Consider the following 24,033-nt stretch of genomic DNA (forward strand, 5'->3'; position numbering starts at 1 on the left):
TGACCAGGCCGCGGCTCCCCCGTACCCCTGCTACGGGGTCGTCGTCGACAGCGTGAAGGTCAGCGTGGAGCTGTAGCTGCCGGTGCGGAGCGCGTCAGTGGCTCCGATGTGCTGGCTGAACCCGATCGTCGAGAGCCCGTGGGTCACCGGGCCCGACCACGTCGAGGGCGTGATCGTCACCCCCAGCGGCGACGGGAGCGAGAACGCGCCGTTGGTGAGGTGGGTGGGACCCGAGACGCTCAACGTCGCGTCTCCCGCGGTCGAAACCACGTCGGCCGTGGTGGCGGCGGTGTAGTCCTTCGCCACGCCCGGAGTGAACGCGCCGAAGCTCGCCGGCGCGCCCAGCGTGAGGCCGAGCGTAGCGGGCACGGTGCCGCCCACGCCGCCCACGGGACCGGTGGCGGTGGCGGAGGTCGCGATCCGGAAGTAGTCGAACCCGACCGTCAGATCCGTGCCGGTCCCGGCGCGATTGTAGGCGAAGACGCCGACCTTGACGTTGCTCAGGCTGTCGCCCTCGTCGTAGACGAACACCCAGTTGGTGCCATCGACCGAGTAGTACGTCTTGTAGCGCTGGCCGGTCTTGATCATCTTCAGCCACAGGTTGCCGCCGGTGACGCCGAGGCTCGCCGTCGGGACGCTCGCGAGCACCGTGGCGATCGGCGTGGTGTACGCCGGCGCCGGGGTGAACGAGAAGTCCTCCTGCGTCTCGACGAGCTGCGCCGTGTTGCCGGTGAACTCCCAGTCCAGCTTGAGGTAGTCGTTGTCGTCCTGGTAGGCGATGATCCCGCCCTGCTGCGTCGCGGTGTGCGGCGTGACGTTGAAGTTCAGCTTGGACTCCATCGTCCAGTCGCCGACCACCGGCTGCAGGAGCAGGTTCTTGGCGGTGTTGGTGGTCGAGTTGAGGTCACCGGCCTCGGGCGTGATGTTCAGCGCGCCGCCCGACTCGCTCTCGGTCGCCGGGTTCTGGCGCACCCAGCTCCACTGCGGACCGGGAGCGGCGTCGTTGAACTCGTCGCTCTTGCCCGCGCCGCCGAAGTTGACCGTGTAGGTGAACGGCGTGCCGTCCGGGCCGGTCGCGACGACGGTCGCCGCCCCCGGGAACCCGGTCGCCTGCGTCACGCTCACGGTGGCCGACGGGTCATCCGACGTCGCGGTGACGGTCGGGATCGCGCTGCCGTCCGCCAGCACGACGTCGTAGCTGTACTTGTCCGGGCTGAAGCCCGTGAGCGGCTGCCCGTCGACGGTGATGCCGCCGAGCTGGGCGACGACCTTCACGACGAACGTGGTCGACTTCGTCACACCGGCCTGGGTCGCGTTGACCGTGACCGTGGCGACGCCGTTCGAGACCGTCTTGATCGTCGAGCCGTCGACCGAGACGACGCCCGGCCGGTTGCTCGAGTAGCTGAGCGACATGCCCGCCGGGAGGTCCTTGTGGGCGCCCTTGGACACGTAGCCCCAGAGCGTGTCGTCGTTCATGGCGACCGTGGCCTGCGGGTCGATCGTCGCGCCGACCGGGAACTCCACGCGCGTGGCGATGTCCCGCGCGGCGTCGGACTCCTTGATGACCGGCTTGACGGTCACGACCGACGGCTTGGGCGTGATCGCGCCGCTGACGTTGATCGTGTCCTGCGCGGCGATGTCGGCGTCGGCGCTGGACTGCGAGATCTCCACCCCGTAGCGCCCGTCGTCGACCACCCACTTGCCGTTGTCCGAGAATGCCAGGTCGGGCACGTTGACCTTGACCTGCACGGTCTTGGTCTGACCCGGGTCGAGCGTCACCTGGGCGAAGCCCTCGAGGCGCTTGACCGGGCGCTGCTGGGCGGCGGTCGCATCGGGCGTGGTGACGTAGAGCTCGACCGTGTCGGTGCCCGCCGTCGTGCCGGTGTTCTTGACGTCGACGCTCGCGGTGAACGAGTCATTCGCGTCGAGCGTCTTCTTGTCGATCACGAGGTTCGAGGTCGCGAACGTCGTGTAGCTGAGGCCGAAGCCGAACGGGTACGAGACGGGGCCCGTGAAGTACTGGTAGGTGCGGCCCTTGCCACCGGCCGCGGTCGGCCGGATCGTGTAGTCCGTCGTCGCCGGCAGGTCGTTGATGTCGGCCGCCCAGATCGACGGGGTGCGGGCGGACGGGTCGTACTTGCCGAGGACGACGTCGGCGAGCGCGTCGCCCTTGCGCATGCCGTTGTAGGAGCTCCACAGCAGGGCGGAGGTCGTCGGCTCGAATGGCCGCACGTCGACCGGCCCGATCGTCTCCATGTAGACGATCGTCTTCGGATTGGCGGCCTCGACCTGCGTGATCAGCGAGCCCTGGGCGCCGGGGAGCGTGACCGCGGTGCGGTCGATGTCCTCGGTCGCGGTGCCCGCATCGGTGCCCGCGTAGACGATCACCGCGTCGTAGTTGGCGGCGGCCGCGACGGCGGCGGGGTCGACGGCGGTGAGCGCCGCCGCGGTCGTGCCCGTGCCGGTGAAGCCCTTCATGTAGTCGACCGTGGCGTCGGGATCGATTGCCGTGATCGCGTTCTTGAGGCCGTTGTAGCCGTTGATCTCCTTCGCGACGCCGGCTGCGCCTTCAGTGGCCGAGTAGCCGCCCAGGTACATCGACGACGGGTTCGCGAAGTAGCCGAGCACGAGCACCTTGTACGCGCCCGAGGTCGGGGGCTTGAGCGGCAGCAGGCCCTTGGTGTTCTTCATCAGGACGATCGACTTGTCGGCCGACTCGCGAGCGAGATCCAGGCGCGGCTGCGTGACCGTCACGGCGTTGTTGGCGTTGCTGTTGACCCAGCTGCCGGCGGCGACGGCCGAGCGGGCCTTGGCGACCCACGGCACGCTGTCGGCCGCGTCGAACTCGCCGGTCTGCATGCGCGCGGTGAAGAGGCGCACGAGCGCGGCATCCATGTCGTTGACGTTGAACGTGCCCGTCTGCGTCTGGATCGCCGAGTTGGAGGCGACCGGGGCCGAGTCGAGGTAGTTGTAGCCGTCCTTGTAGCCGGCGTTGCAGTCCAGGTCCTCGCCCGCGGTGATCGTGAAGGCGTTGCGCTCGATGTTGTTCAGCGGGCGCGTCCACGACGGCGGCTGCCAGTGGTGGCCGGCGACGACCTCGTAGGTCGCGTCGCAGTCAGACGTGAAGTAGCCCTCAAAGCCGAACGTCTGGCGCATCAGGTTGTCCATCAGATACGGGTCCGCCGCGGTCGGCGTCCCGTTGATGGAGTTGTAGGAGGACATGACCGAGCCCGGCTGGGAGTCCTCGACGACGCCGCGGAAGGCCTTCGTGTAGTACTCGCGCAGCGTCCGGTCGTCCATGTCGGAGGACCCGGTGCGGCGGTTGACCTCGCTGTTGTTGGCGGCGTAGTGCTTGATCGTCGTGATCGTCTTGTGGTAGCCGCCCGACTCGGGCAGGAGCTTGCCTGACTCGTCCTTGCCCTCCATGCCGTCGACGAACTGGTCGACCTCCTTGTTGACCAGCAGCGGGTCCTCGCCGTAGGCCTCGTCGTTGCGGCCCCAGCGGGGGTCGCGCTCGAGGTTCATCGTCGGCGAGTAGAAGTCCAGGTTCTCCGAGTTGCCGGTCGTCACCTCGCGCGCCTCGTCGCCGATCTGGCTCGCGACGCGGTAGATCAGATCCGGGTTCCAGGTCGACCCGAGTGACTGGTCGATCGGGTACGACGTGGTGTTCGTGAGCGTGGTGGCATTGCCACTGGTCGCCGTCTGCGACCGGGACACGCCGTGGAGCGCCTCGTTCCACCACCCGTAGGCGGGCACGCCGAGGCGTGTGATCGCCGGCGACTGGCTCGAGACCATCTGCGACGCCTTCTCCTGCAACGTCATGCGCGAGACGAGATCCGCCGCGCGCTCCTGAAACGAGTACGACGTATCCAGGTAGATCGGGGTTGGCGCCGCCGCGGCCGGCTCGGCCCCGGCGGCTCGCTGGATGTTCGACGCGCCCGCGACCGCGACGACGCAGATGCTTCCGGTCAGGGCGATGAGCCCCACCCGACGCTGTTTCATGCCTCTCCTCCTGGCTTACGACACCGACTTGCCTTAAGGCAACGGCCAGTATCACCTCGAAGCCATCGGAATGCATGAGATTGCGTAATGTGGCCCGATCGACACCCCGTGACGGGCCCTTACGCAGAATCTTTCCAAATAGTTCGTGGAGCGCCCCGTTTACTCGACGGGCTCCTCCCCATCCACGCCGGCGTCGATGTAAGCGGCGTCGGTGGCTTCGTCGTCGTCGGTCTGGCCCTCCTCGCCTTCCTTGATCTCGAGGTCTTCGCTCTCGTCGGCGGCCTGGCCGTCGGTCGCGCGCACGCCTGTGAGGTCGATGCCGAGCTCCTCTGCCGCGCGCAGCAGGTCATCGTCCTCGTCGCCCATGTCGGCACGGGCCCCGTCGTCGGAGACGACGTTGACGTCGAGCGCCAACGACTGCATCTCCTTCAACAGCACCTTGAAGGACTCCGGGATCGACGGCTCGGCGATGTTCTCGCCCTTGACGATCGCCTCGTAGGCCTTCACACGCCCGACCGTGTCATCGGACTTGATCGTGAGCATCTCCTGCAGCGTGTAAGCGGCGCCGTAGGCCTCCAGCGCCCACACCTCCATCTCACCGAAGCGCTGACCGCCGAACTGCGCCTTGCCACCCAGCGGCTGCTGCGTGACCAGCGAGTACGGACCGGTCGAACGCGCGTGGATCTTGTCGTCCACGAGGTGATTCAGCTTCAGGATGTACATGTAGCCGACCGTCACCTGCTTCTCGAACGGCTCACCCGTGCGGCCGTTGAACAGGGTGAACTTGCCCGAAGCCTTCTCGCCGGCGCGGCGCTTCTCGTCGATGTCCATGCGGATCGCGCCCTGGTGCCCCTTCTGCCACTGCACGAGCGCGTAATCGACGTCCTCCAGCGTGGCGCCGTCGAAGACCGGCGTGGCGACATAGACCTTGCCCTTCTCCTCGGAGCCCCTGGCCTTGTAGGCCTCGGTGCCGTCGTCGTACCAGCCCTCGGCGGCGGCCCACCCGAGGTGGGTCTCCAGGATCTGGCCGATGTTCATCCGGCTCGGCACGCCCAGCGGATTGAGGATCACGTCGATCGGCGTGCCGTCCTCGAGGAACGGCATGTCCTCTTCCGGAACGATCTTCGAGATGACGCCCTTGTTGCCGTGACGGCCGGCGAGCTTGTCGCCCTCGGAGATCTTGCGCTTCTTGGCCACGAACACGCGAACCAGATCGTTGACGCCCGGCGACAGATCGTCACCCGCGGCGCGCGAGAACGTCTTGACGTCGATCACGACGCCCGACGAGCCGTGCGGCACCTTCAGACTCGTATCGCGGACCTCGCGCGCCTTCTCCTTGAAGATCGCGCGGATCAGCTTCTCCTCGGCCGTCAGCTCGGTCTCGCCCTTGGGCGTGACCTTGCCCACCAGCAGATCGCCCGACGCGACCTCGGCGCCGATGCGCACGATGCCGCGGTCGTCGAGGTTGCGCAGCGACTCCTCCGAGCGGTTCGGGATGTCGCGCGTGATCTCCTCGTCGCCCAGCTTGGTCGTGCGGGCGTCGACCTCGTACTCCTCGATGTGCAGCGAGGTGAGCTCGTCGTCCTTGACCAGGCGCCGCGACAGGATGATCGCGTCCTCGAAGTTGTAGCCCTCCCAGGACATGAAGGCGACGCGCAGGTTCTTGCCCAGCGCCATCTCGCCCTTGTCCGAGCTCGAGCCATCCGCGAGCAGCTGACCGACGCCGACCGGCTGACCGACCTTGACCACCGGCTTGTGATGGATGAGCGTGCCCTGGTTGGAGCGCATGAACTTCTGCAGCTCGTACTCGTCACGGTCGCCGTCCTCGGTCGCGACGACGATCCGCGTGGCATCGACGAAGTCGACCGTGCCGGCGTTGCGTGCCAGCAGCACGTCGCCGGAGTCGAAGGCGGCGCGGCGCTCCATACCGGTGCCGACCAGCGGCGCGTCGGTCTTGAGCAGCGGCACCGCCTGGCGCTGCATGTTCGAGCCCATCAGCGCCCGGTTGGCGTCGTCGTGCTCCAGGAACGGGATCATGGCCGTCGCCACCGACCAGATCTGCTCCGGCGAGACGTCGATCAGGTCGACCTCATCCGGCGTCACGTAGACGTATTGCCCGGCCTGCGTGCGGCAAAGGATGCTGTCGCCGGTCAGCGCGCCGTCGGCGTCGATGGGCTCGTTGGCCTGCGCGATCAGGAGCTCCTGCTCCTTGGTCGCGTCGAGGTGCACGACCTCCTCGGTGAGCTTGCCGTCCTTGACCACGCGGTAGGGCGTCGTGACGAAGCCGTATTCGGAGATCTGCGCGTAGGAGGAGAGCGAGCCGATCAGGCCGATGTTCGGGCCCTCCGGCGTCTCGATCGGGCACATCCGGCCGTAATGGGTCGGGTGGACGTCGCGAACCTCGATCGGCGCGCGCTCACGCGTCAGGCCGCCCGCCCCTAGCGAGTTCAGGCGACGCCGGTGCGTCAACCCGCTCAGCGAGTTCGTCTGGTCCATGAACTGGCTCAGCTGCGAGGAGCCGAAGAACTCCTTCAACGCGGCCACGACCGGGCGGATGTTGATGATCGTCTGCGGCGTGATCGTGTCCGCGTCCTCGGTCGTGAGGCGCTCGCGCACGACGCGCTCCATCCGGTACAGACCGATCCGGAACGCCTCCTGAATCAGCTCGCCGACCGTACGCAGACGGCGGTTGCCGAAATGCTCGTACTCGTCCAGGTGCTCCTCGACGGCCTCACGCGGACGCGACAGCGCCTCCGCGGCGTAGTCCTTGAGATCCTCGTCGAGCTCCTCGGAGATCCCGAGGATGTTCGGCAGCCGCACCAACTCGCGCACCAGGGCGAGGATGTCGTCATGCGTGAGCGTCCGGACATCGAGATCGATGTCCAGACCCAGACGCGAGTTCAGCTTGTAGCGACCGACGCGCGTGAGGTCGTAGCGCTTGGGATCGAAGAACAGCTGGTTCAACAGCGCGCGAGCGTTATCCACTGACGGCGGCTCACCCGGACGCTGCTTCTTGAACAGCTCGATCAGCGCGCCCTCCTCAGAGCGCGTGACCTCCGTGTCGGCCTCGATCGTGTTGCGGATGTAGAGGCTGTCGTTGAAGAGCTTGAGGATCTCCTCATCTGTCGAATACCCCATCGCCCGCAACAGCACCGTCACCGGCAGCTTGCGCTTGCGATCGATCCGGACGTAGACGCGGCCCTTCTTGTCGATCTCCAGCTCCATCCACGACCCACGCGCCGGCATCAGGTTCGCGACGAAGACCTGCTTCTCCGGATCCTTGGGCTCCATCAGGTAGGCGCCCGGCGAACGCACCAGCTGCGTCACCACGACCCGCTCGGTGCCGTTGACCACGAACGTGCCGCGCTCGGTCATCCACGGGAAGTCGCCCATGAACACCGACTGCTCGCGAATCTCACCCGTCTCGCGATTGATGAAGCCCACCGTGACGGTCAGCGGCCGCGCGTAGGTGAGGTCCTTCTCACGGCACTCATCCAGCGAAGCGACCGGCTGATCGAACGTGAACTCCCCGAACTGGACCGCCAGGTTGCCGGTGTAGTCCTCGATCGGAGAGATGTCGTCGATGGTCTCCCGCAGGCCACCCCCCTCCGGCTCGACCAGCCAGTCGAACGACTTCTTCTGGATGTCGATCAGGTTCGGAACCTCGACGGACTTGTCGAGGCGCGCGAACGTGCGACGCGTGCGGGAACCATCAACAGAAGCCAAGACGGCGACTCCTCAGGAGGTCGAGGTGGAGCGGGCGAGGTGCGCGGAACGGACCCAAAGACAACAAGCGCGACCAAGCAAAATAGCACGACAAAAAGCGCCTCCCGGCCAAAGGGGCGCCCGGCAGTCACCTCTCTGCCGGGACCCACTATAGCGGCGGCCGATTAAGCCGCAGGCGGCACGATCGCCCGCTTGAGGATCTTGCCCGTCGGGCCCTTGGGCAACTCGTCGAGCAGCCACACGATGCGCGGGTACTTGTAGGCGGCCACGCGCGCCTTGACGAACGCGCGCAGCTCGTCCGGCGAGGCCGTCACGCCCGCCTTGAGCGAGATCGCCGCGCCGACCTCCTCGCCCAGCGACGCGTGCGGGACGCCGACCACGGCCGCCTCGCGCACCGCCGGGTGCTCGTACAGGACCTCCTCGATCTCGCGCGGGTAGACGTTGTAGCCACCGCGGATGACGAGCTCCTTCTTGCGGTCGATGACAGAGAAGTAGCCGTCGTCGTCGACGCGGCCGATATCGCCGGTCCGGAACCAGCCGTCCTCGGACAGGACCTCGGCCGTGGCCTCCGGCTTGTTCCAGTAGCCCTTCATCACGTTGTGGCCGCGGATGGCGATCTCGCCGTCGTCGAGCAGTCGCAGTTCGACGCCGTCGATGGGCAGCCCGATCGAGCCGGGCTTGCGCTCGCGGTCGGGGCGGTTGAACGAGGCCACCGGCGACGTCTCCGACAGCCCGTAGCCCTCGAGCACCGCGCACCCGAAGCGGCGCTCGAACGCCAGCATGACCTCGACCGGCATCGCCGCACCGCCGGAGACGCACACGCGCAGCGAGCTCGCATCGCCGAGCTCGTGCAGCAGCGCCGTGAACATCGTCGGGACGCCTTCGAACACGGTCACCGCGTCGCGCTCGAAGATCTGCAGTGCCTTGGCGGCGTCGAAGCGCGGCAACAGCGTCAACGTCCCGCCGGCGGCGAGCGTCGCGTTCAGCGCGCACGTCTGACCGAAGGCATGAAAGAACGGCAGCGCGCCGAGGGTGACATCCGTCTCGGTGATCTCGAACAGCGCGCGCATGACCTCCATGTTGCGGATCAGGTTCGCGTGCGTGAGCTCCGCGCCCTTCGGCGTGCCCGTGGTGCCGGACGTGTAGAGGATCACGGCCGTGTCGGAGCCCGCGCGGGGCACAGAGTGCGTGACCGGCTCGCAGCGGGCCGCGAGCGCCTCGAGCGCGCCGGGCTCGACGAGCACGCAGTCGGCGCCGGCCTGCTCGGCACCGGCGTGGGCGGCGTTGGCGGAGTGGTGCCACGCGAAGAGCACCTTCGCGCCGGAGTCGCCGAGGTGGAACGCCACCTCGCGCTCCTTCAGCAGCGGGTTCAGCGGCACGACCACCGCACCGGCGCGCAGCGCGCCGTAGTAGGCGATCGGGAAGTACGGGACGTTGGGCAGCATGACGGCGACGCGGTCACCTGGCTCGATGCCCTTGGCCTGCAGCAGGCCGGCGGTGCGGGCGACGGCGTCGTCGAGCTGGTCGTAGGTGAGCTCGACGTCGTCGAGCTTGATGGCGACGTTGCCGCCGCGGGTGAAGAGATCGGCGAGATTGGGCATGAGCCACAAGCTACGTTCGCCCCAACGTCGCGTCACGGGCTCCGGCACCCAATCCTCGCCGACGCGATTGTGAGTCGATTACAATCGCCAGGGTGCTGCTCGCCGACATCCTGGACGCCCGCAGCGACGAGCTGATCGCCGCCGCGATGGAGCGCATCCAGGCCCGGGTGCCGACCTACCGCGACGCCGACCCGGCCCTGCTGGAGGACGTCCGCCGGCACGTGGCCGAGCATCACGCGCTGATCTGCACGGTCCTGCGCCGCGACGCTCCGCCGCAGCCGCGCGAGCTGGAGTTCGTCGCGCGCCATGCTGCGCTGCGCGCCCGCCGCGGCGTCCCGCTCGCCGATTTCATGGAGGCGTTCCGCGCCTACAACGCCGTCCTGTGGGATGCCCTGGAGGACGGCGGCGAAGCGCTCGGCGCCGCGCGCGCCGCGAGCCTCTACATCGATCTCGCGGCGACGACGGCCAGCGGCGCCTACCTCGAGTCCGAGCAACTGCTCGCCGCCGGGCGCGACCAGGTCCGCCGCGACCTGCTCGAAGACCTGCTCGAAGGAACGCCGCCCGCCTCGGCGGCGAGCCTCGCGGTGGCGCGTGACTGCGGCCTGGAGGCAGACTCGCGCTGCCTGCTCGTCGCCGCGCTCCCCGTCACCGCGCCCGAGGACGAGCGCGACCTGCACGGCGCGGCCACGGCGCTCGGCAACGCGGCGGGCGGGAGAACGGCGGTGCTCGCCGTCGTCCGCCACGGCGAGATCGTCGTCGTGCGCGCCGTCGGAGCGACGGAGCGCCCGTCGCTCGCCGACGCGTTGCGGCGCGTGAAGGGTCTGAACATCGGCGTCAGCACGGTCCAGGACAACCTGGCCGGCATCCCGGACGCCTATCGCGAGGCGTCGCTGGCGGCGGGCCGCGTGTCCGGCGGCGGCGTGCTCTCGCTCGCCGACCTGACGCCGTTCGAGTTCCTCACGCTGCGCAGCAGCGCGGTCGCGCGGCGGCTCACCGACCCGGTGCTCGCCGAGTTCGTGCGCGAGGACCGCGCGAAGGGCGGGATGCTGATCAAGACGCTTGAAGCCTATGTAGCCGCGGATTTGAACGTAAAGGCGACGGCCGAGGCGCTGCTGGTCCACGTCAACACGGCACACCACCGGCTCGGCCGGATCGAGGAGAAGACCCGCCGCGACCTGCGCCATGTGATGGACATCGTCGATCTGCTGATCGCGATCCGGCTCCCATGATCGTCAGCGCGGGAGGCTTGAAGCTGCGCGTCGACCGGCGCGGCGAGGGCGCGCCGCTGCTGCTCATCACCGGGATCGGGGCGCACCTGGACATGTGGCGCCCCTTCCAGGCGGTCGCCGGCGAGCGCGAGCTGATCTCGTTCGACGCGCCCGGCGTCGGCCGCTCGCAGCGTCCGGGGCGGCCGATGCGGATGCGGGCGCTCGCGCGCCTGGTGGCGGAGCTGCTGGACGCGCTGGCGCTCGAGCGCGCCGACGTGCTCGGCTACTCGTGGGGCGGCGGGCTCGCCCAGGAGCTCGCACACCGCTACCCGGATCGCGTCCGACGGCTCGTTCTCTGTGCAACCGCACCCGGGCTCGGCGGCGTCCCACCGCGGCCGCTCGCGGCGCTGATGCTGGCCACGCCGGCGCGCTACTACCACCCGAAGCTCGCCGAGTGGAGCCTGCCGCTGATCGCGGGTGGGAGCGTCGCGCCCGGCCATGTGCGGGACCGGCTCGCGGCGCCGCCGAGCGTGCTCGGGTACGGGTTCCAGCTGTACGCGACGGCCGGCTGGTCGAGCCTCCCTTGGCTCCACACGCTCCCGCACGAGACGCTCGTGGTGGCCGGCGACGACGACCCGGCCGTCCCGTTCACCAACGCCCGCATCCTCGCGGCGCGAATACCCCACGCCCGGCTGGAGCGCGTGCGCGGCGGCGGTCATCTGTTCCTGCTCGACGACCCCGAACGCGCCGCGGCGCCGATCCGCGCCTTCCTCGACATGTGATCCGATCACAACTCGGGGCCGTGAAGTTCGGGCTCCGGACGCAATGACACCGCGGTGCTGTGAGTGGACACTGACGTCCATGAGCGATGCACCGATCCAGGCCGCCCTCGACGTGATGCTGACCGACGGCGGCGGCCCCCACCTCGTCCCGCCCGTCGGCTTCGCCACGGGCCTGGCCCGCCGGCCGCACAAGGCCGCCCGCCGCATCGGCGGACTCGGCGCCGAGCTGGCCCGCGTGGCCGCCGGGCGCTCGACCGCGGCGCCCGGCAAGCGCGACCGCCGCTACGCCGATCCAGCGTGGAGCTCGTCCTGGCTGTACCGGCGGATCCTGCAGGCCCACCTCGCGGTCGGCGACGCCGCCGACGGGCTGATCGACGACGCGCAGCTCGACTGGCGCGCCGAGCGCCAGACCCGCTTCGCCGTCGGCAACCTGCTCGACGCGCTCGCGCCGAGCAACTTCCCCCTCACCAACCCGGCCGTGGTCAAGGCGATCGTCGACCAGGGCGGACTGAACCTCGTGCGCGGCGCGCGCAACTTCGCCGGTGACTTCCCGCACCTGCCGTCGACCGTCGACACCGCACCGTTCGCGGTCGGCGAGAACCTCGCCGTCACGCCCGGCCACGTCGTGCTGCGGACCGAGGTCTTCGAGCTGATCCGCTACACGCCGCAGACCGAGCAGGTCCACCCCACGCCGGTGCTGTTCGCGCCGCCGACGATCAACAAGTACTACGTGCTCGACCTCGCGCCGGGCCGCAGCCTCGTCGAGTACCTCGTCGGCCGGGGCCACCAGGTCTTCGCCATCTCGTGGCGCAACCCGGACGCCGAGCAGGGCCACTTCGACTTCGACACCTACGCCGCCGCGATCCTGGAGGCGCGCGACACAGCCGCAGCGCTCACCGGCAGCGCGGCGGTCCACCTCAACGCGGCCTGCTCGGGCGGCATCCTCACCGCCGGGCTGCTCGGGCATCTGGCGGCCGAGGGCCGGCTCGGCGAGATCGCATCCGTGACGCTGATGGTCGCCGCGCTGGACAATGCCCGCGCCGGCACGACGTCGGCGTTCACCTCGCGCGAGGTCGCCGCCGCCGCCGTCGCCGACTCCGCCCGCCGCGGCTATGTCGCCGGCGAGGCCCTGAGCGGCGTGTTCGCGTGGCTGCGCCCCAACGACCTCGTGTGGAACTACGTCGTCAACCAATACCTGCTCGGCAAGCAGCCGCCGGCGTTCGACGTCCTCTTCTGGAACCAGGACACCGTCCGCCTCGCGGCCGGTCTGCACCGCGACTTCATCCGCCTCGCGCTCGACAACGCGCTGGTCGAGCCGGGAGCGATGCAGGTGCTCGGCTCCGCCGTCGACCTCGGCGCCGTCGACCTCGACAGCTACGTCGTCGCCGGCCTCACGGACCACATCATCCCGTGGGAGAACGCCTACCGCAGCACGCAGTTGCTCGGCGGCGAGTCGCGCTTCGTCCTCTCCACCTCCGGCCACATCCAGGCGCTCGTCAACCCTCCCGGGGAGGAGTCGCGCGCGAGTTATCGCGTCGCCGGCGAGAACCCGGAGACCGCCGAGGCGTGGTCCGCCCAGGCCGCGACCGTCCCGGGCAGCTGGTGGCCCGACTACGACCAATGGCTGGCCGCCCGCTCGGGCGTGCCCGTCGCCGCACCGAAGATCCGCAATCGCGGGGCCAAGGCCCCGGGGAGCTACGTCCATGTCCGCTGAAGCCGTTCCCTACACCCACCTCGGCGACGCGCTCGCCACCGACTACTTCCGTGTGCGCGAGCAGTTCACGCCCGAGCAGTGGAAGCACTTCCTCACCACCCGCCGCTTCGTCGACGAAGAGGTCCTCCCCGTCATCAACGACTACTGGGAGAAGGCCGAGCTGCCCTGGCCGCTGATGCGCCGGCTGGCCGATCTCGGGCTCTACGGCGAGGACATCGAGGGCTACGGCTCACCCGGGATGTCGCCGCTCGCGCGCGGGCTGGTGACCATGGAGCTCCACCGCGGCGACGGCAGCCTCGGGACGTTCCTCGGCGTTCAGTCCGGGCTCGCGATGAAGTCGATCGCGATGCACGGCTCGGAGGAGCAGAAGGAGCGCTGGCTGCCGGCCATGGCCCGGCTGGACGCGATCGGCGCCTTCGCGCTGACCGAGCCCGCGCACGGCTCCGACAGCGTCGCTTTGGAGACGACCGCGCGGCGCGACGGTGACGGCTGGATCCTCGACGGCACCAAGCGCTGGATCGGCAACGGCTCGATCGCCGACGTCGTGGTCGTGTGGGCGCGCGACGTCGAGGACGGCAAGGTCAAGGGCTTCCTCGTCGAGACCGCTCAGGACGGCTACACCGGCGTGACGCTCGGCGGCAAGGGCGCCAGCCGCGCGATCTGGCAGGCGCAGATCACGCTCTCCGGCGCCCGTGGCGAGTGGCTGCCGGGCACCCGCTCGTTCAAGGATGCGGGCCGCGTCCTCGTCACCACCCGCGCCACGTGCGCGTGGGGCGCGCTCGGGCATGCCGTCGCGGCCTACGACGCGGCGCTCACCTACGCCAAGCAGCGCGTGCAGTTCGGCAAGCCGCTGGCCGCCTTCCAGATCGTCCAGGACCGCCTGGTGAAGATGCTCGCCGAGGTGACCGGCATGCAGCTCTATTGCATGCAGCTCGCGCGGCTGGAGGAAGAGGGCCGGATGACCGACACGATCGCCGGGCTGGCCAAGCTCAACAACACCCGCAAGGCGCGCGCGGTGATCGCCGAGGCGCGCGACCTGCTCGGCGGCAACGGCGTGCTGCTGGAGAACCACGTCATCCGCCACATGGGCGACATCGAGGTGATCCACACCTACGAGGGCACCGAGACGATGCAGGCGCTGATCGTCGGCCGCGACATCACGGGCTTCGGCGCGTTCGCGGGCTGAGCGCCGCGAGCAGTGTCTCGGGGTCATAGGCCCCGCGGTGCACGACACCGTCGATGAACAGCGTCGGCGTGCCGTTGACCTCGCCCGAGGCCAGCCCACCTTCGACGTCACGCACGATGTGCTCGCGCACCGGCTCTCCGGCCCAGTCGAGCGCAAAGCGCGCGACGTCGAGCCCGAGCTCGCTCGCATAGCGGCGCAGGTCGTCGTCCTCGAGCGCCTTCTGGCGGTGGAAGAGCAACGAGTGCATCTCCCAGAAGCGGCCCTGGAGCGCGGCGGCCTCGGCGGCGATGGCCGCCGAGGCCGCGTGCGGATGGATCTCGGTCAGTGGAAAGTGTCGGAACGCGAACCGCACCTCGTCGCCCAGCTGTTGCTCGACGCGCTCGATCGCACGGAACGCCTGCCGCGAGTACGGGCACTCGTAGTCGCCGTACTCGACGATCAGCCGGCCACCCGGCGCGCCGCGGACGTGGTCGTGCGACGCGTCGAGCGGCTCCATCGGCACAGGCTCGTCTAGTCCTCGACGCGCCCCGGCAGGCGGGTCGTGATCTCCTGCAGCAGCCACGTGTTCCCGTCCGGATCGCTGAAGCTGGCGAAGGAGCCATAGGTGGCGCGTTCCGGCGCCGGGCCGCTGACACGCGCCTCGGGATTGAACCGGTCGCCGAGCGCCCCTTCGTGGAAGGTCTCGCTGACGTCGATGCCCTTGGCGATCAGGTCGGCGCGTGCCGCCTCGAGGTTGTCGACCACCAGATACACGCTCTCGGCCGAGCCGGGCGCGGCGGTCGTGACCTTCGAGCCGAACTGGATCGAGGCCGGCGATCCGGGCGGGGTCATCTGGACGATCCGGAAGCCGGCATCGTCGGCCACGTCGGCGTCGAGCCGCCACTCGAGCTGCGTGTAGAACGCCTTCGCGCGGTCCACGTCGGTGACCGGGATGACGACGACCTCGAGTTTCAGAGCGACCCTCGTCCCACCCGCCTTCGAGGTCGTGCCGCTGCTGCTGACGTCCGTCGTGCTCATCGCGCGCTCCTAGAGTCGTGTGTCACCGCACAGCCTTTCGCATTCACCGATCGTTTGCGCCCGGGCACTCCCCGGTCAGACCCCTGGTCCCGGCTCACCGAGCCGACGATCGTCCGGGGGAACGGCGCGTCAGGAATGTGGGAAACCCGCAGTCCGTCCGCGTCATGCGGCGGATGGAGCACTGGCCGAGCGGACGTACGGTGCGTTCATGCCGGACCCCACACCTGCTCATCGCGGGCGGAGGACCCGCCGCGCTGGAGGCGGCGCTCGCCGTGAAGCCTGCGCCACGCCGCGCACGATCGCGGACTCGCGACCGACGATGCGCCCTGGTGGCCGCCGCACAAGATCGCCGGCGCGAGCTCGCCCCCTACCTCACCGCCCACTCCGAGCTCCGGCTGGAGCCCGCCCAATCCACCGTCGTGAAGGTGTAGCCATGCCCGCGTCCGTTCCCCCGCTCCGCGTCCTCGTCGCCGGCGGCGGCGTCGCCGCCATCGAGACGGTGCTCGCGCTGCACGCCCTGGCGGGCGACCGCGTCGCGATCGAACTGCTCGCGCCGGGCGACGAATACGTCGAGCGGCCGTTTTCGGTGCGCTCCCCCTTCAGCGGCGAGGCGGAACCGCGGGTGACGCTCGAGGGCCTCGTCGCGCTCGGCGTGGTTCACCACCACGGAGCGCTCGCGGCGGTCGAGGCCGAGCGACGCGAGGTGCGCACGACCAACGGCGGCCGGCTCGGCTACGACCGGCTGGTCGTCGCCCCGGGCGCTCATGCCATCGACGGCGTGCCGGGCTCGGTCACCTTTCGCGGCCCGATCAGCTCGGGCCTGGTCGAAGGCGCGATCCGCCGCGCCGAGCACAGCCTCGTGTTCGTCGCCCCGGCGGAAGCCGGCTGGATCCTGCCGCTCTACGAGCTCGCCCTGATGACCGCGCACGAGTTCCCCGACGGACCTGACATCCGGATCGTCACCCACGAGCCGCGCCCGCTCGACGTGTTCGGGCCCATCGCGTCCGATGCCGTGGCGCGACTGCTCGAGCGCGCGGGCATCGAGTTCATCGGCCGCGCGCGGGCGGTCGAGTACGTCGGGAACGCATTGGTCATCGGCGAGGGCGACGTGATCGTGGCCGACGCGGTCGTGTCGCTGCCGAGGCTCACGGGACCGCGCATCGAAGGGATGCCGGCCGACGCGAACGGCTTCATCCCGATCAACGCCAACGCGCGAGTCGTCGGGATGTCCCACGTGTTCGCCGCCGGCGACGCGACCACCGAGCCGATCAAGCAGGGCGGGCTCGCGACCCAGCAGGCCGACGCGGCCGCGGAGATGATCGCCGCCGAGGCCGGCGCGGTGCTGATCCCGCGACCGTACCGGCGCATCCTGCGCGGCGTCGTCCTGACCGGCGAACGGCCGCTGTATCTGCGCCGCGACCTCGACGAGGCGCAGGAGATCATCCGCCCCCTGCGCGGCGTGCCGCCGGGAGTGTCGAGAACTCAGCTGTGGTGGCCCGAGGGCAAGATCGCCGGTCGCTATCTCACGAGCTTCGTCGCCTCGGGTGGGCACCTCGGCGCCCCGCTCTCCGACCGGCCGGCGGTGCCATGAGCGAATCGCCATTCATCCCCCACCGCAAGGAGCCATCGTGAGCACCATCCTCATCGGCGTCGAGTCCTCGGAGCGATCCGAGGACGCGATCGCCTTCGGGCGCCGGCTCGCCGACGTCGCCGGCGCGTACGTCATCGTCGCCAACGCCTACCCGTACTCGGATCTGCCGAGCCGGGCGTCGAACGCGTCCTACCGCGAGGCGCTGCGCGAGGAAGCGCTCGAGACCGTGGGCCAGATGCGTGATCGGCTCGAGCCGATCAGTGGCGACCGGACGATGATCCGGATCATCGCCGACCCTTCACCGGCGAAGGCCCTGCACCGCGTCGCGCACGCCGAGCAGGCCTCGCTCGTGATCGTCGGGTCATCGCACACCGGTCGGGCCGGTCGCGTCCTGCCCGGTTCCACCGGCGAACGCCTGCTGCACGGCTCCCCGTGCGCCGTCGCCATCGTGCCCCGGGACTATCGAACGCACGCCGATCAGCCGATCCGCCGCATCGGCGTCGCCTACAACAACACCGAAGAGGCGCGCGCGGCCGTCGCGGCCGCGGTGCCGTTGGCGCGCGCGCTCGGAGCCGAGCTCGAGATCATCGGCATCGCCTCGACCGAGTACCTCACGTCCCCTGCTCTGATGGGCGCCGCGGACATCGCCACGCTGCGCAGTGACATCGAGCGTCACGTCCAGGAGGCGCTCGACGAGGTCGCCGGGAACGTCGCCGCGGACATCGTCACGCACACGCGCCGCGCGACCGGGGATGCCGAGGGGCTGCTGACCGCGCAGACCCAGACGCTCGACCTGCTGGTGATGGGGTCCCGCGGATACGGGCCGCTGCACGCGGTGATCACGGGCGGCGTCAGCGGTCGCCTGGTCCGCACGTCGCATTGCCCGGTGATCGTGATCCCGCGCGGCGTCGAGGCGCCGTTCGAGACGCTCTTCGGCCCGGCCACCGCCACGACCGCCTGAGCGTCCGCGGCTCGATTTCGGGCGGCGCGCCCAGCAATTGGCGTCACGCGTGCGCCACGGCGTCGCCGGCGACTCCCCGCTTGGATTCCGCGTGGGCGCCACGGGGGACGATCACCACCGGGCAGGCGGCGCGGTCGATCAGCGGTGACGACACGCCGCCCAGCAGCGCGCGCCGGAACGGGCCGAAGCGCCGCGAGCCGATCACGAGCACGTCGAGGTCGTGCGAGGCCCGTTCGAGGCATTCGACCGGGTCGCCTTCGACGACCACGATCTCCGGCGTCACCGCCGGCGCGACGGCGGCGACGGCCTCGCGGGCGACGCGGTGTCCGGCATCGAGTTGGTCGTGCCGCCAGCGTTCCCGGCTGGCCTCCGCCTCGGCGTACATCGGGTGGAGCGGCGCGGCGACGTGCACGGCAGTGACCAGCTTCAACGGCGCGCGGGCCCAGTCCGCGAGACTCGCGGCGAGCGCCAGCGCGTCGCGCGACTCATCGGAGTCGCTCACGCCGACGCCGAACGTCAGCGGGACGTCCGGCGGCTGTGGGCGCCAGTCGTGCGGCGCCACGGCGACGGCGCATGGCGCCCCGTGAGCGACCGCGCGGGCCGTCGAGCCGCTGAGCAGGCGTCCGAGCGGGCCGTGCCGGTTGGAACCGAGCACGATCATCTGCGCCTCCTCGAGGCCGGCGAGCTCGACGAGCCCGTGGGCCGGGCTGTTGGACATCATGGTCTCGCACGTCCATGGGACGAGGTCGCCGAGACGGCGCGAGGCCTCTTGCAGCCAAGCCGCGGCGTCGCGCTTCGGCGGCCAGATGACATCGGAGAACGCGCCGGACTGGTGTCCGCAGACGGCGGCGAGCAGCAGCGGCGAGCCGGCGAGCACCGCGAAGGCCTCAGCCAGGGCCAGCGCTTCGAGTCCGGAGGCGGTGCCATCGATCCCGACGAGCACCGGACGAGGCGATTCGGTCATGGCCGGAAGGTCGCAGCGCCAACACCCGCCCACATCCGCAGAGGTCCGCCGCAGCGAACGTAGTTCTCCGCGGGATCGAGCGGACTCGGCCCGATGGCGGCGGCGCCGAGGCGCGACAGCATCCAATCACCACCCGTCCAGTCGAGCGAGAGGAGCTCCCATGACGGCCCTGCGGACCCCCGTGGTCCGGCACGTCCTCCGCGTCGCCGACCTCGATGCGCGCCAGTTCGCCGCGCTGCTCGATCTCGCCGCCGCGATGAAACGGCACCCGCTGGCGTGGCACGACGCGCTCAAAGGCCGCGCCGTGGCGTGCTACTTCGCGAAGCCCTCGACACGCGCGCGGGTGTCCTTCGAAGTGGCGATCAATCGCCTCGGAGGGCTGCCGGTGATGCTGCGGCCCGACGAGCTCCAGGTCGGCCGCGGCGAGCCGCTCGCCGACACCGCCCGCGTGCTCTCGTCCTACTGCGAGGCGCTCGTCATCCGCACGTCCGCCCAGCGCGAGGTGCGCGAGCTCGCAGAGCACTCGAGCGTGCCGGTCATCAACGCGCTGACCGACGACCACGATCCCTGCCAGGCGCTCGCCGACTGCCTGACCCTGCTCGAGCACTTCGGCGGCCTCGACGGGCTGACGCTGGCCTACGTCGGCGACGGCAACAGCGTCGCCCACTCGCTGATCGAGGCCGCGCCGCTGACCGGCATGAACCTGCGCCTCGCGACGCCTCCCGGCTGCCTGCCCGACCCGTCGATACCTCGCCGCCGCCGGGCGATCGGTCCGGATCCTCGAGACACCGGAGGAGGCCGTCGCCGGCGCGCACGCGATCTACACCGACGTGTGGGTCTCGATGGGCAAGGAGGCCGGCGGCGAGCACCACCGGGCGCAGCTCGAGGGCTACCGCGTCACGCCGGCGCTGATGGCGCTCGCGCGCCACGACGCCGTCTTCCTGCACTGCCTCCCCGCGCACCGCGGCGAGGAGGTCGACAGCGCCGTGATCGACGGCTCGGCGTCGCTGGTGTGGACACAGGCGGCGAACCGGCTGCCCGCCGAGCAGGCGCTGCTGTCGGCACTCATCACCGGAGATTGGGAGGTCTGAGTCATGTTCGTCGTCATCGCCCTGAGCGGGGTCGTGGCATGACCGCCCCGGCCGCCACTCGCCGCCTTCCGGACGCGCTCTTTGACCCGGCGGCGTTCCCGCACGGCCCCGCGTCCGTCGAGCTGCGCGAGACGCACATCTCGTGGGTCTTCCTCGCCGGCAGCAAGGTCTACAAGGTCAAGAAGCCGGTGCGGTTCCCGTTCTTGGACTACTCGACGCTGGAGCGCCGGCGAGCGCTCTGCCACGCGGAACTCGAGCTCGGCGCCCGCTTCGCGCCGTCGCTGTACAACGGCGTCGTGGCGCTGGTGCCCGATGGGCCAGACGGCCTGCGCGTCGCGCCCGAGCACGACGCGCGCGCCGTCGAGTACGCCGTCGTCATGGGTCGCTACGACGAGTCGGCGACCCTTCGCGCCCAGCTCGCCGAGCGGCGGGTCCCGGCCGCGGACGCTCGCGCGGTCGGCGCCACGGTGGCCCGTCTCCACCAGCGTTCGCCGGTGGTGTACGCCGACGGCACGCCTCGCCTCGCGGCGGTGATCGAAGAGACCGTGGCCACGCTCACCGAGGCGGGCGCCCCGGCACGCCGGGTCGAGGAGCTTGCGCGCTTCTGCCGGTCGGCGCTGATCGCGTTCGGACCCGAGCTCGACGAGCGGTCGCGGCTCGGGCACGTGCGCGACGGTCACGGGGACCTACGCGCCGAGCATGTCCTGCTCGGCAAGCCGGTCCAGACGGTGGATGCGATCGAGTTCGACCCCGAACTGCGGATCGCCGACGTCGGCTACGACCTCGCCTTCCTGCTCATGGACGTCGCCCGTACCGACGACGACCTCGCGCGAGCGCTCGTGCGCGGCTACCGCGCCGCGGGCGGCGATCCGGGCTCGGATCGGCTGCTGGCGTTCTTCAGCGCCGTGCGGGCGCTCGTCCGCGCGAAGGTCGACCTCCTGCGCGCCGCGCAGTTGACCGGCGCGGCGGAGCAGGCCCGGACCGCCCGTGGGCTGGCGCTGCTGGATCTCGCCGATCGCTTCGCCTGGCGGGTGCGGCTCCCGCGCCTGGTGTGCGTCGCCGGGCCCGCTGCCAGCGGCAAGTCGACCGTCGCCGAGGCGCTGGCGACGCGAGCGGGACGCCCGGTGATCTCATCGGATCGGATCCGCAAGCTGCAGGCCGGCATCGACCCGTACGAGAAGGCGCCTCCGAGCGCGTACGGCGACATTCAGAGCCGCGCGGTGTACGCCGAGCTCGCCCAACGCGCGGCGATCGCGCTTCGCGAGAGCGGCGGCGCGATCGTCGATGCGACGTTCCGCCGCAGAGCCGACTCGGACGCCTTCGCCGCGACCACGCCGCTCGCGGCCTCGGCGGGCTGGATCGTCTGTGAGGCGCCGCCCGCGGTGCTGCTCGAACGGGCGCGCCGGCGCGCGCTGAGCGATTCCGTCTCCGACGCCGGGCCGAACATCGTGGCGGCCGAGCTGACGGTGCACCACGGGCACGTCATCACACCCACCGCGCCGCTCGCCCGGTTGGACACGACCCGGCCTGTCCCGGAGCTGCTCGCCGACCTCGCGCGCTCGCTGGATGAGCGCATGGCAGCAGAGGACCATCACCAGTCCTCCGCCGAGGCGGGTCGATAGTTGTCGACGCGGACGGTCGAGACCCACCGCGCCCATATCCAGCAGAAGCTCCACCGCACTTCTCGCGCAGAGCTCGTTCGTTACACGCTCGACCGCGGTCTCCTGGAGACTTGAGGCCATGGCCACGATCGACACCGCGCGCCCGCTCACGACCGACGAGCTCGCGCGCCTCGACGCTTTCTGGCGCGCCGCGAACTACCTGTCCGTGGGGCAGATCTACCTGCTGGACAACCCGCTGCTGCGCGAGCCGCTCACGCTCGAACACATCAAGCCGCGGCTGCTCGGCCACTGGGGCACCACGCCCGGGCTGAACTTCATCTACACCCACATGAACCGTGTGATCGCGCGCGACGACCTCAGCGCGATCTACGTCGCGGGCCCCGGCCACGGCGGCCCGGGGCTCGTCGCGAGCACCTGGCTCGAAGGCTCCTACAGCGAGCTGTACCCGAACATCTCCCGCGACGAGGAGGGCATGCGCGCGCTGTTTCGCCAGTTCTCCTTCCCCGGGGGCATCCCGAGTCACGTCGCGCCCGAGACGCCCGGGTCGATCCACGAGGGCGGAGAGCTCGGTTACGCGCTGGCGCACGCCTACGGCGCCGTACTCGACAACCCCGAACTGCTGGTCACGTGCGTCGTCGGCGACGGCGAGGCCGAGACCGGGCCGCTCGCGGCCAGCTGGCACTCGAACAAGTTCATCAACCCGGCGCGGGACGGCGCGGTGCTGCCGATCCTGCACCTCAACGGTTACAAGATCGCCAACCCGACCGTCCTCAGCCGGATCTCGCACGACGAGCTCGACGCGCTGATGACCGGCTACGGCTATCGCCCCTGGTTCGTCGAAGGCCACGAGCCCGAGGCGATGCACCAGGCCATGGCGGCGGCGCTGGACGAGATCACGGCGGAGATCCGCCGGATCCAGGACGCCGCGCGCGAGGGCGGGACGACCGAGCGGCCGCGCTGGCCGATGATCGTCCTGCGCACGCCGAAGGGCTGGACTGGGCCGGCGGAGGTCGACGGCCTCCCGGTCGAGGGTACGTTCCGCGCCCACCAGGTCCCGCTGTCGAAGCTCGCGGAGAACCCGGAGCACGTGCGCATGCTCGAGGCGTGGATGCGCTCCTATCGCCCGCACGAGCTCTTCGACGAGCACGGCCGCCCGCGGGCTGACGTGCTCGCGGGCGTGCCCGAAGGCGAGCGTCGCATGGGCGCGAACCCGCACGCCAACGGCGGCCTGTTGCTGCGCGACCTGCGCCTGCCGGACTTCCGCGACTACGCGATCGACGTCGCCACGCCGGGCGCACACTCGAGCGAGGCCACCCGCGTGCTCGGCGAGTGGCTGCGTGGCGTGGCCCGGGACAACCCGGAGACCTTCCGCGTCTTCGGGCCCGACGAGACCGCGTCGAACCGGCTCGGCGCCGTGATCGAGGAGAGCGGACGCGCCTGGATGGCCGAGCGACTGCCGACCGACGACCACGTCTCCCCCGGCGGGCGCGTGATGGAGGTCCTCTCCGAGCACCTCTGCCAAGGCTGGCTCGAGGGGTACCTGCTGACCGGCCGCCACGGCGTGTTCAACTCCTACGAAGCCTTCATCCACATCGTCGACTCGATGTTCAACCAGCACGCCAAGTGGCTGAAGAGCACCCGCCAGATCCCGTGGCGCCGGCCGGTGGCGTCGCTGAACTACCTGCTCAGCTCACACGTGTGGCGCCAGGATCACAACGGCTTCTCCCACCAGGACCCGGGCTTCATCGACCACGTGGTCAACAAGAAGGCCGAGATCATTCGCGTCTACCTGCCGCCGGACGCCAATTGCCTGCTGTCGGTGGCCGACCACTGCCTGCGCAGCCGCCACTACGTCAACGTCGTCGTCGCCGGCAAGCAGCCCTCGCTGGACTACCTCACGATGGACGAGGCGATCGCGCACTGCACGCGGGGCATCGGCATCTGGGACTGGGCCTCCTCCGACAACGGCGGCGAGCCTGACGTCGTGCTCGGCTGCGCCGGGGACATCCCGACGCTGGAGTCGGTCGCCGCCGCCGCGATCCTGCGCGAGCGACTGCCGGAGTTGAAGGTGCGGGTGGTCAACGTCGTCGACCTGATGCGCCTGCAGGACGAGACCGAGCACCCGCACGGCCTCTCCCACGGGCTCTTCGACGCCCTCTTCACCACCGACAAGCCGGTGATCTTCGCCTACCACGGCTACCCGTGGCTGATCCACCGGCTGACGTACCGCCGCGCGAACCACCACAACCTCCACGTGCGCGGCTACAAGGAAGAGGGCACCACGACGACCCCGTTCGACATGGTGATGCTCAACGACATGGACCGCTACCACCTCGTGATGGACGTCATCGACCGCGTTCCGGGCCTCGGTCAGCGCGCGGCGCTGCTGCGCCAGGAGATGGTCGACGAGCGCCTCCACATCCGCGCCTACACGCGCGAGCACGGCGACGACCCCGCCGCCGTGCGCGACTGGGTGTGGCCAGGCGCGAGCACGTAGTTCGCCGCAGCGACTCGGCGCCGTTTCCCGGAGGCCGAAGCAACCGCCGAGCGATCGAATGGTGGCAGTCA

The 24,033-nt window shown here is 70.3% G+C and carries 15 protein-coding genes and 2 pseudogenes; 11 read left to right on the plus strand and 6 right to left on the minus strand.

Going from position 1 to position 24,033, the window contains the following annotated elements:
* Window positions 1–30: 30 nt before the first annotated feature.
* From OM076_RS15505 to OM076_RS15515, 3 genes are all read right to left on the minus strand, one after another.
* Window positions 31–4,002 (minus strand): glycoside hydrolase family 3 C-terminal domain-containing protein, encoded by a 3,972-nt coding sequence (locus tag OM076_RS15505; RefSeq protein WP_270040911.1) that lies wholly within the window; start codon window positions 4,000–4,002, stop codon window positions 31–33.
* Window positions 4,003–4,161: 159 nt separating this feature from the next.
* Entirely contained in the window at window positions 4,162–7,728 is a 3,567-nt protein-coding gene (rpoB, locus tag OM076_RS15510) for a DNA-directed RNA polymerase subunit beta (RefSeq protein WP_270040912.1), read from the minus strand.
* 164 nt (window positions 7,729–7,892) lie between these two features.
* On the minus strand, window positions 7,893–9,329 hold the full coding sequence (locus OM076_RS15515) for a long-chain-fatty-acid--CoA ligase (RefSeq protein WP_270040913.1): 1,437 nt from the start codon (window positions 9,327–9,329) through the stop codon (window positions 7,893–7,895).
* Between the two features lie 92 nt (window positions 9,330–9,421).
* Between OM076_RS15515 and OM076_RS15520 the strand changes: the two genes are divergently transcribed.
* The 4 genes from OM076_RS15520 to OM076_RS15535 all read left to right on the plus strand — a co-directional run bounded on the left by OM076_RS15520 (window position 9,422) and on the right by OM076_RS15535 (window position 14,219).
* Window positions 9,422–10,558 carry a PucR family transcriptional regulator gene (locus OM076_RS15520; protein ID WP_270040914.1) on the plus strand — a complete coding sequence of 379 codons (1,137 nt, stop codon included), beginning with the start codon at window positions 9,422–9,424 and terminating at the stop codon, window positions 10,556–10,558.
* Window positions 10,555–11,319: an alpha/beta fold hydrolase gene (locus OM076_RS15525; protein ID WP_270040915.1), complete on the plus strand. Its 765-nt coding sequence runs from the start codon at window positions 10,555–10,557 to the stop codon at window positions 11,317–11,319. The genes OM076_RS15520 and OM076_RS15525 overlap by 4 nt, the downstream gene beginning before the upstream one ends.
* Window positions 11,320–11,398: 79 nt before the next feature.
* On the plus strand, window positions 11,399–13,033 hold the full coding sequence (locus OM076_RS15530) for a PHA/PHB synthase family protein (RefSeq protein ID WP_270040916.1): 1,635 nt from the start codon (window positions 11,399–11,401) through the stop codon (window positions 13,031–13,033).
* A complete protein-coding gene (locus OM076_RS15535; protein ID WP_270040917.1) occupies window positions 13,023–14,219 on the plus strand; it encodes an acyl-CoA dehydrogenase family protein in 1,197 nt (398 codons plus the stop codon). The genes OM076_RS15530 and OM076_RS15535 overlap by 11 nt, the downstream gene beginning before the upstream one ends.
* Here the strand turns inward: OM076_RS15535 and OM076_RS15540 are convergent.
* Window positions 14,191–14,715, minus strand: a complete 525-nt coding sequence (locus OM076_RS15540; RefSeq protein ID WP_270040918.1) for a DsbA family protein — start codon at window positions 14,713–14,715, stop codon at window positions 14,191–14,193. The genes OM076_RS15535 and OM076_RS15540 overlap by 29 nt on opposite strands.
* Window positions 14,716–14,729: 14 nt before the next feature.
* Window positions 14,730–15,236, minus strand: a complete 507-nt coding sequence (locus OM076_RS15545; protein WP_270040919.1) for a VOC family protein — start codon at window positions 15,234–15,236, stop codon at window positions 14,730–14,732.
* A gap of 433 nt (window positions 15,237–15,669) precedes the next feature.
* Here OM076_RS15545 and OM076_RS15550 point away from each other — a divergent pair, with 433 nt between their 5' ends.
* Both OM076_RS15550 and OM076_RS46095 read left to right on the plus strand, forming a co-directional pair.
* The gene (locus tag OM076_RS15550; RefSeq protein WP_270040920.1) at window positions 15,670–16,827 is read left to right on the plus strand and encodes an FAD-dependent oxidoreductase; all 1,158 of its coding nucleotides are present in this window, start codon (window positions 15,670–15,672) and stop codon (window positions 16,825–16,827) included.
* Between the two features lie 37 nt (window positions 16,828–16,864).
* Window positions 16,865–17,788, plus strand: a complete 924-nt coding sequence (locus OM076_RS46095; RefSeq protein ID WP_270040921.1) for a universal stress protein — start codon at window positions 16,865–16,867, stop codon at window positions 17,786–17,788.
* 43 nt (window positions 17,789–17,831) lie between these two features.
* Here OM076_RS46095 and OM076_RS15560 read toward each other — a convergent pair whose 3' ends face one another.
* On the minus strand, window positions 17,832–18,752 hold the full coding sequence (locus tag OM076_RS15560; protein WP_270040922.1) for a universal stress protein: 921 nt from the start codon (window positions 18,750–18,752) through the stop codon (window positions 17,832–17,834).
* A gap of 160 nt (window positions 18,753–18,912) precedes the next feature.
* On the opposite strand from OM076_RS15560, the pseudogene OM076_RS15565 reads away from it, so the two are divergent.
* From OM076_RS15565 to OM076_RS15585, 5 genes and pseudogenes are all read left to right on the plus strand, one after another.
* A pseudogene (locus OM076_RS15565) lies at window positions 18,913–19,440 on the plus strand (Rossmann-fold NAD(P)-binding domain-containing protein); the annotation flags it as partial.
* Between the two features lie 88 nt (window positions 19,441–19,528).
* Window positions 19,529–19,756 (plus strand): annotated as a pseudogene (locus OM076_RS15570) (ornithine carbamoyltransferase); the annotation flags it as partial.
* On the plus strand, window positions 19,699–21,465 hold the full coding sequence (locus OM076_RS15575) for a bifunctional aminoglycoside phosphotransferase/ATP-binding protein (RefSeq protein WP_505017720.1): 1,767 nt from the start codon (window positions 19,699–19,701) through the stop codon (window positions 21,463–21,465). The pseudogene OM076_RS15570 and the gene OM076_RS15575, both read left to right, overlap by 58 nt.
* Entirely contained in the window at window positions 21,466–21,579 is a 114-nt protein-coding gene (locus tag OM076_RS15580; protein WP_270040923.1) for a LuxR C-terminal-related transcriptional regulator, read from the plus strand.
* Between the two features lie 4 nt (window positions 21,580–21,583).
* Complete coding sequence (locus OM076_RS15585) at window positions 21,584–23,962, plus strand: phosphoketolase family protein (RefSeq protein ID WP_270040924.1); 2,379 nt, start codon at window positions 21,584–21,586, stop codon at window positions 23,960–23,962.
* Window positions 23,963–24,033 lie beyond the last annotated feature (71 nt).

The organism is Solirubrobacter ginsenosidimutans (assembly GCF_027587205.1).

Bases quoted from the DNA above. Each gene is read 5' to 3' on its own strand.
- OM076_RS15550 (WP_270040920.1), top strand. From the start codon at position 15,670: ATGCCCGCGTCCGTTCCCCCGCTCCGCGTCCTCGTCGCCGGCGGCGGC.
- OM076_RS15535 (WP_270040917.1), top strand. From the start codon at position 13,023: ATGTCCGCTGAAGCCGTTCCCTACACCCACCTCGGCGACGCGCTCGCC.
- OM076_RS15560 (WP_270040922.1), bottom strand. From the start codon at position 18,752: ATGACCGAATCGCCTCGTCCGGTGCTCGTCGGGATCGATGGCACCGCC.
- OM076_RS15505 (WP_270040911.1), bottom strand. From the start codon at position 4,002: ATGAAACAGCGTCGGGTGGGGCTCATCGCCCTGACCGGAAGCATCTGC.
- OM076_RS15515 (WP_270040913.1), bottom strand. From the start codon at position 9,329: ATGCCCAATCTCGCCGATCTCTTCACCCGCGGCGGCAACGTCGCCATC.
- OM076_RS15540 (WP_270040918.1), bottom strand. From the start codon at position 14,715: ATGGAGCCGCTCGACGCGTCGCACGACCACGTCCGCGGCGCGCCGGGT.
- OM076_RS15545 (WP_270040919.1), bottom strand. From the start codon at position 15,236: ATGAGCACGACGGACGTCAGCAGCAGCGGCACGACCTCGAAGGCGGGT.
- OM076_RS15585 (WP_270040924.1), top strand. From the start codon at position 21,584: ATGGCCACGATCGACACCGCGCGCCCGCTCACGACCGACGAGCTCGCG.
- OM076_RS15530 (WP_270040916.1), top strand. From the start codon at position 11,399: ATGAGCGATGCACCGATCCAGGCCGCCCTCGACGTGATGCTGACCGAC.
- OM076_RS15525 (WP_270040915.1), top strand. From the start codon at position 10,555: ATGATCGTCAGCGCGGGAGGCTTGAAGCTGCGCGTCGACCGGCGCGGC.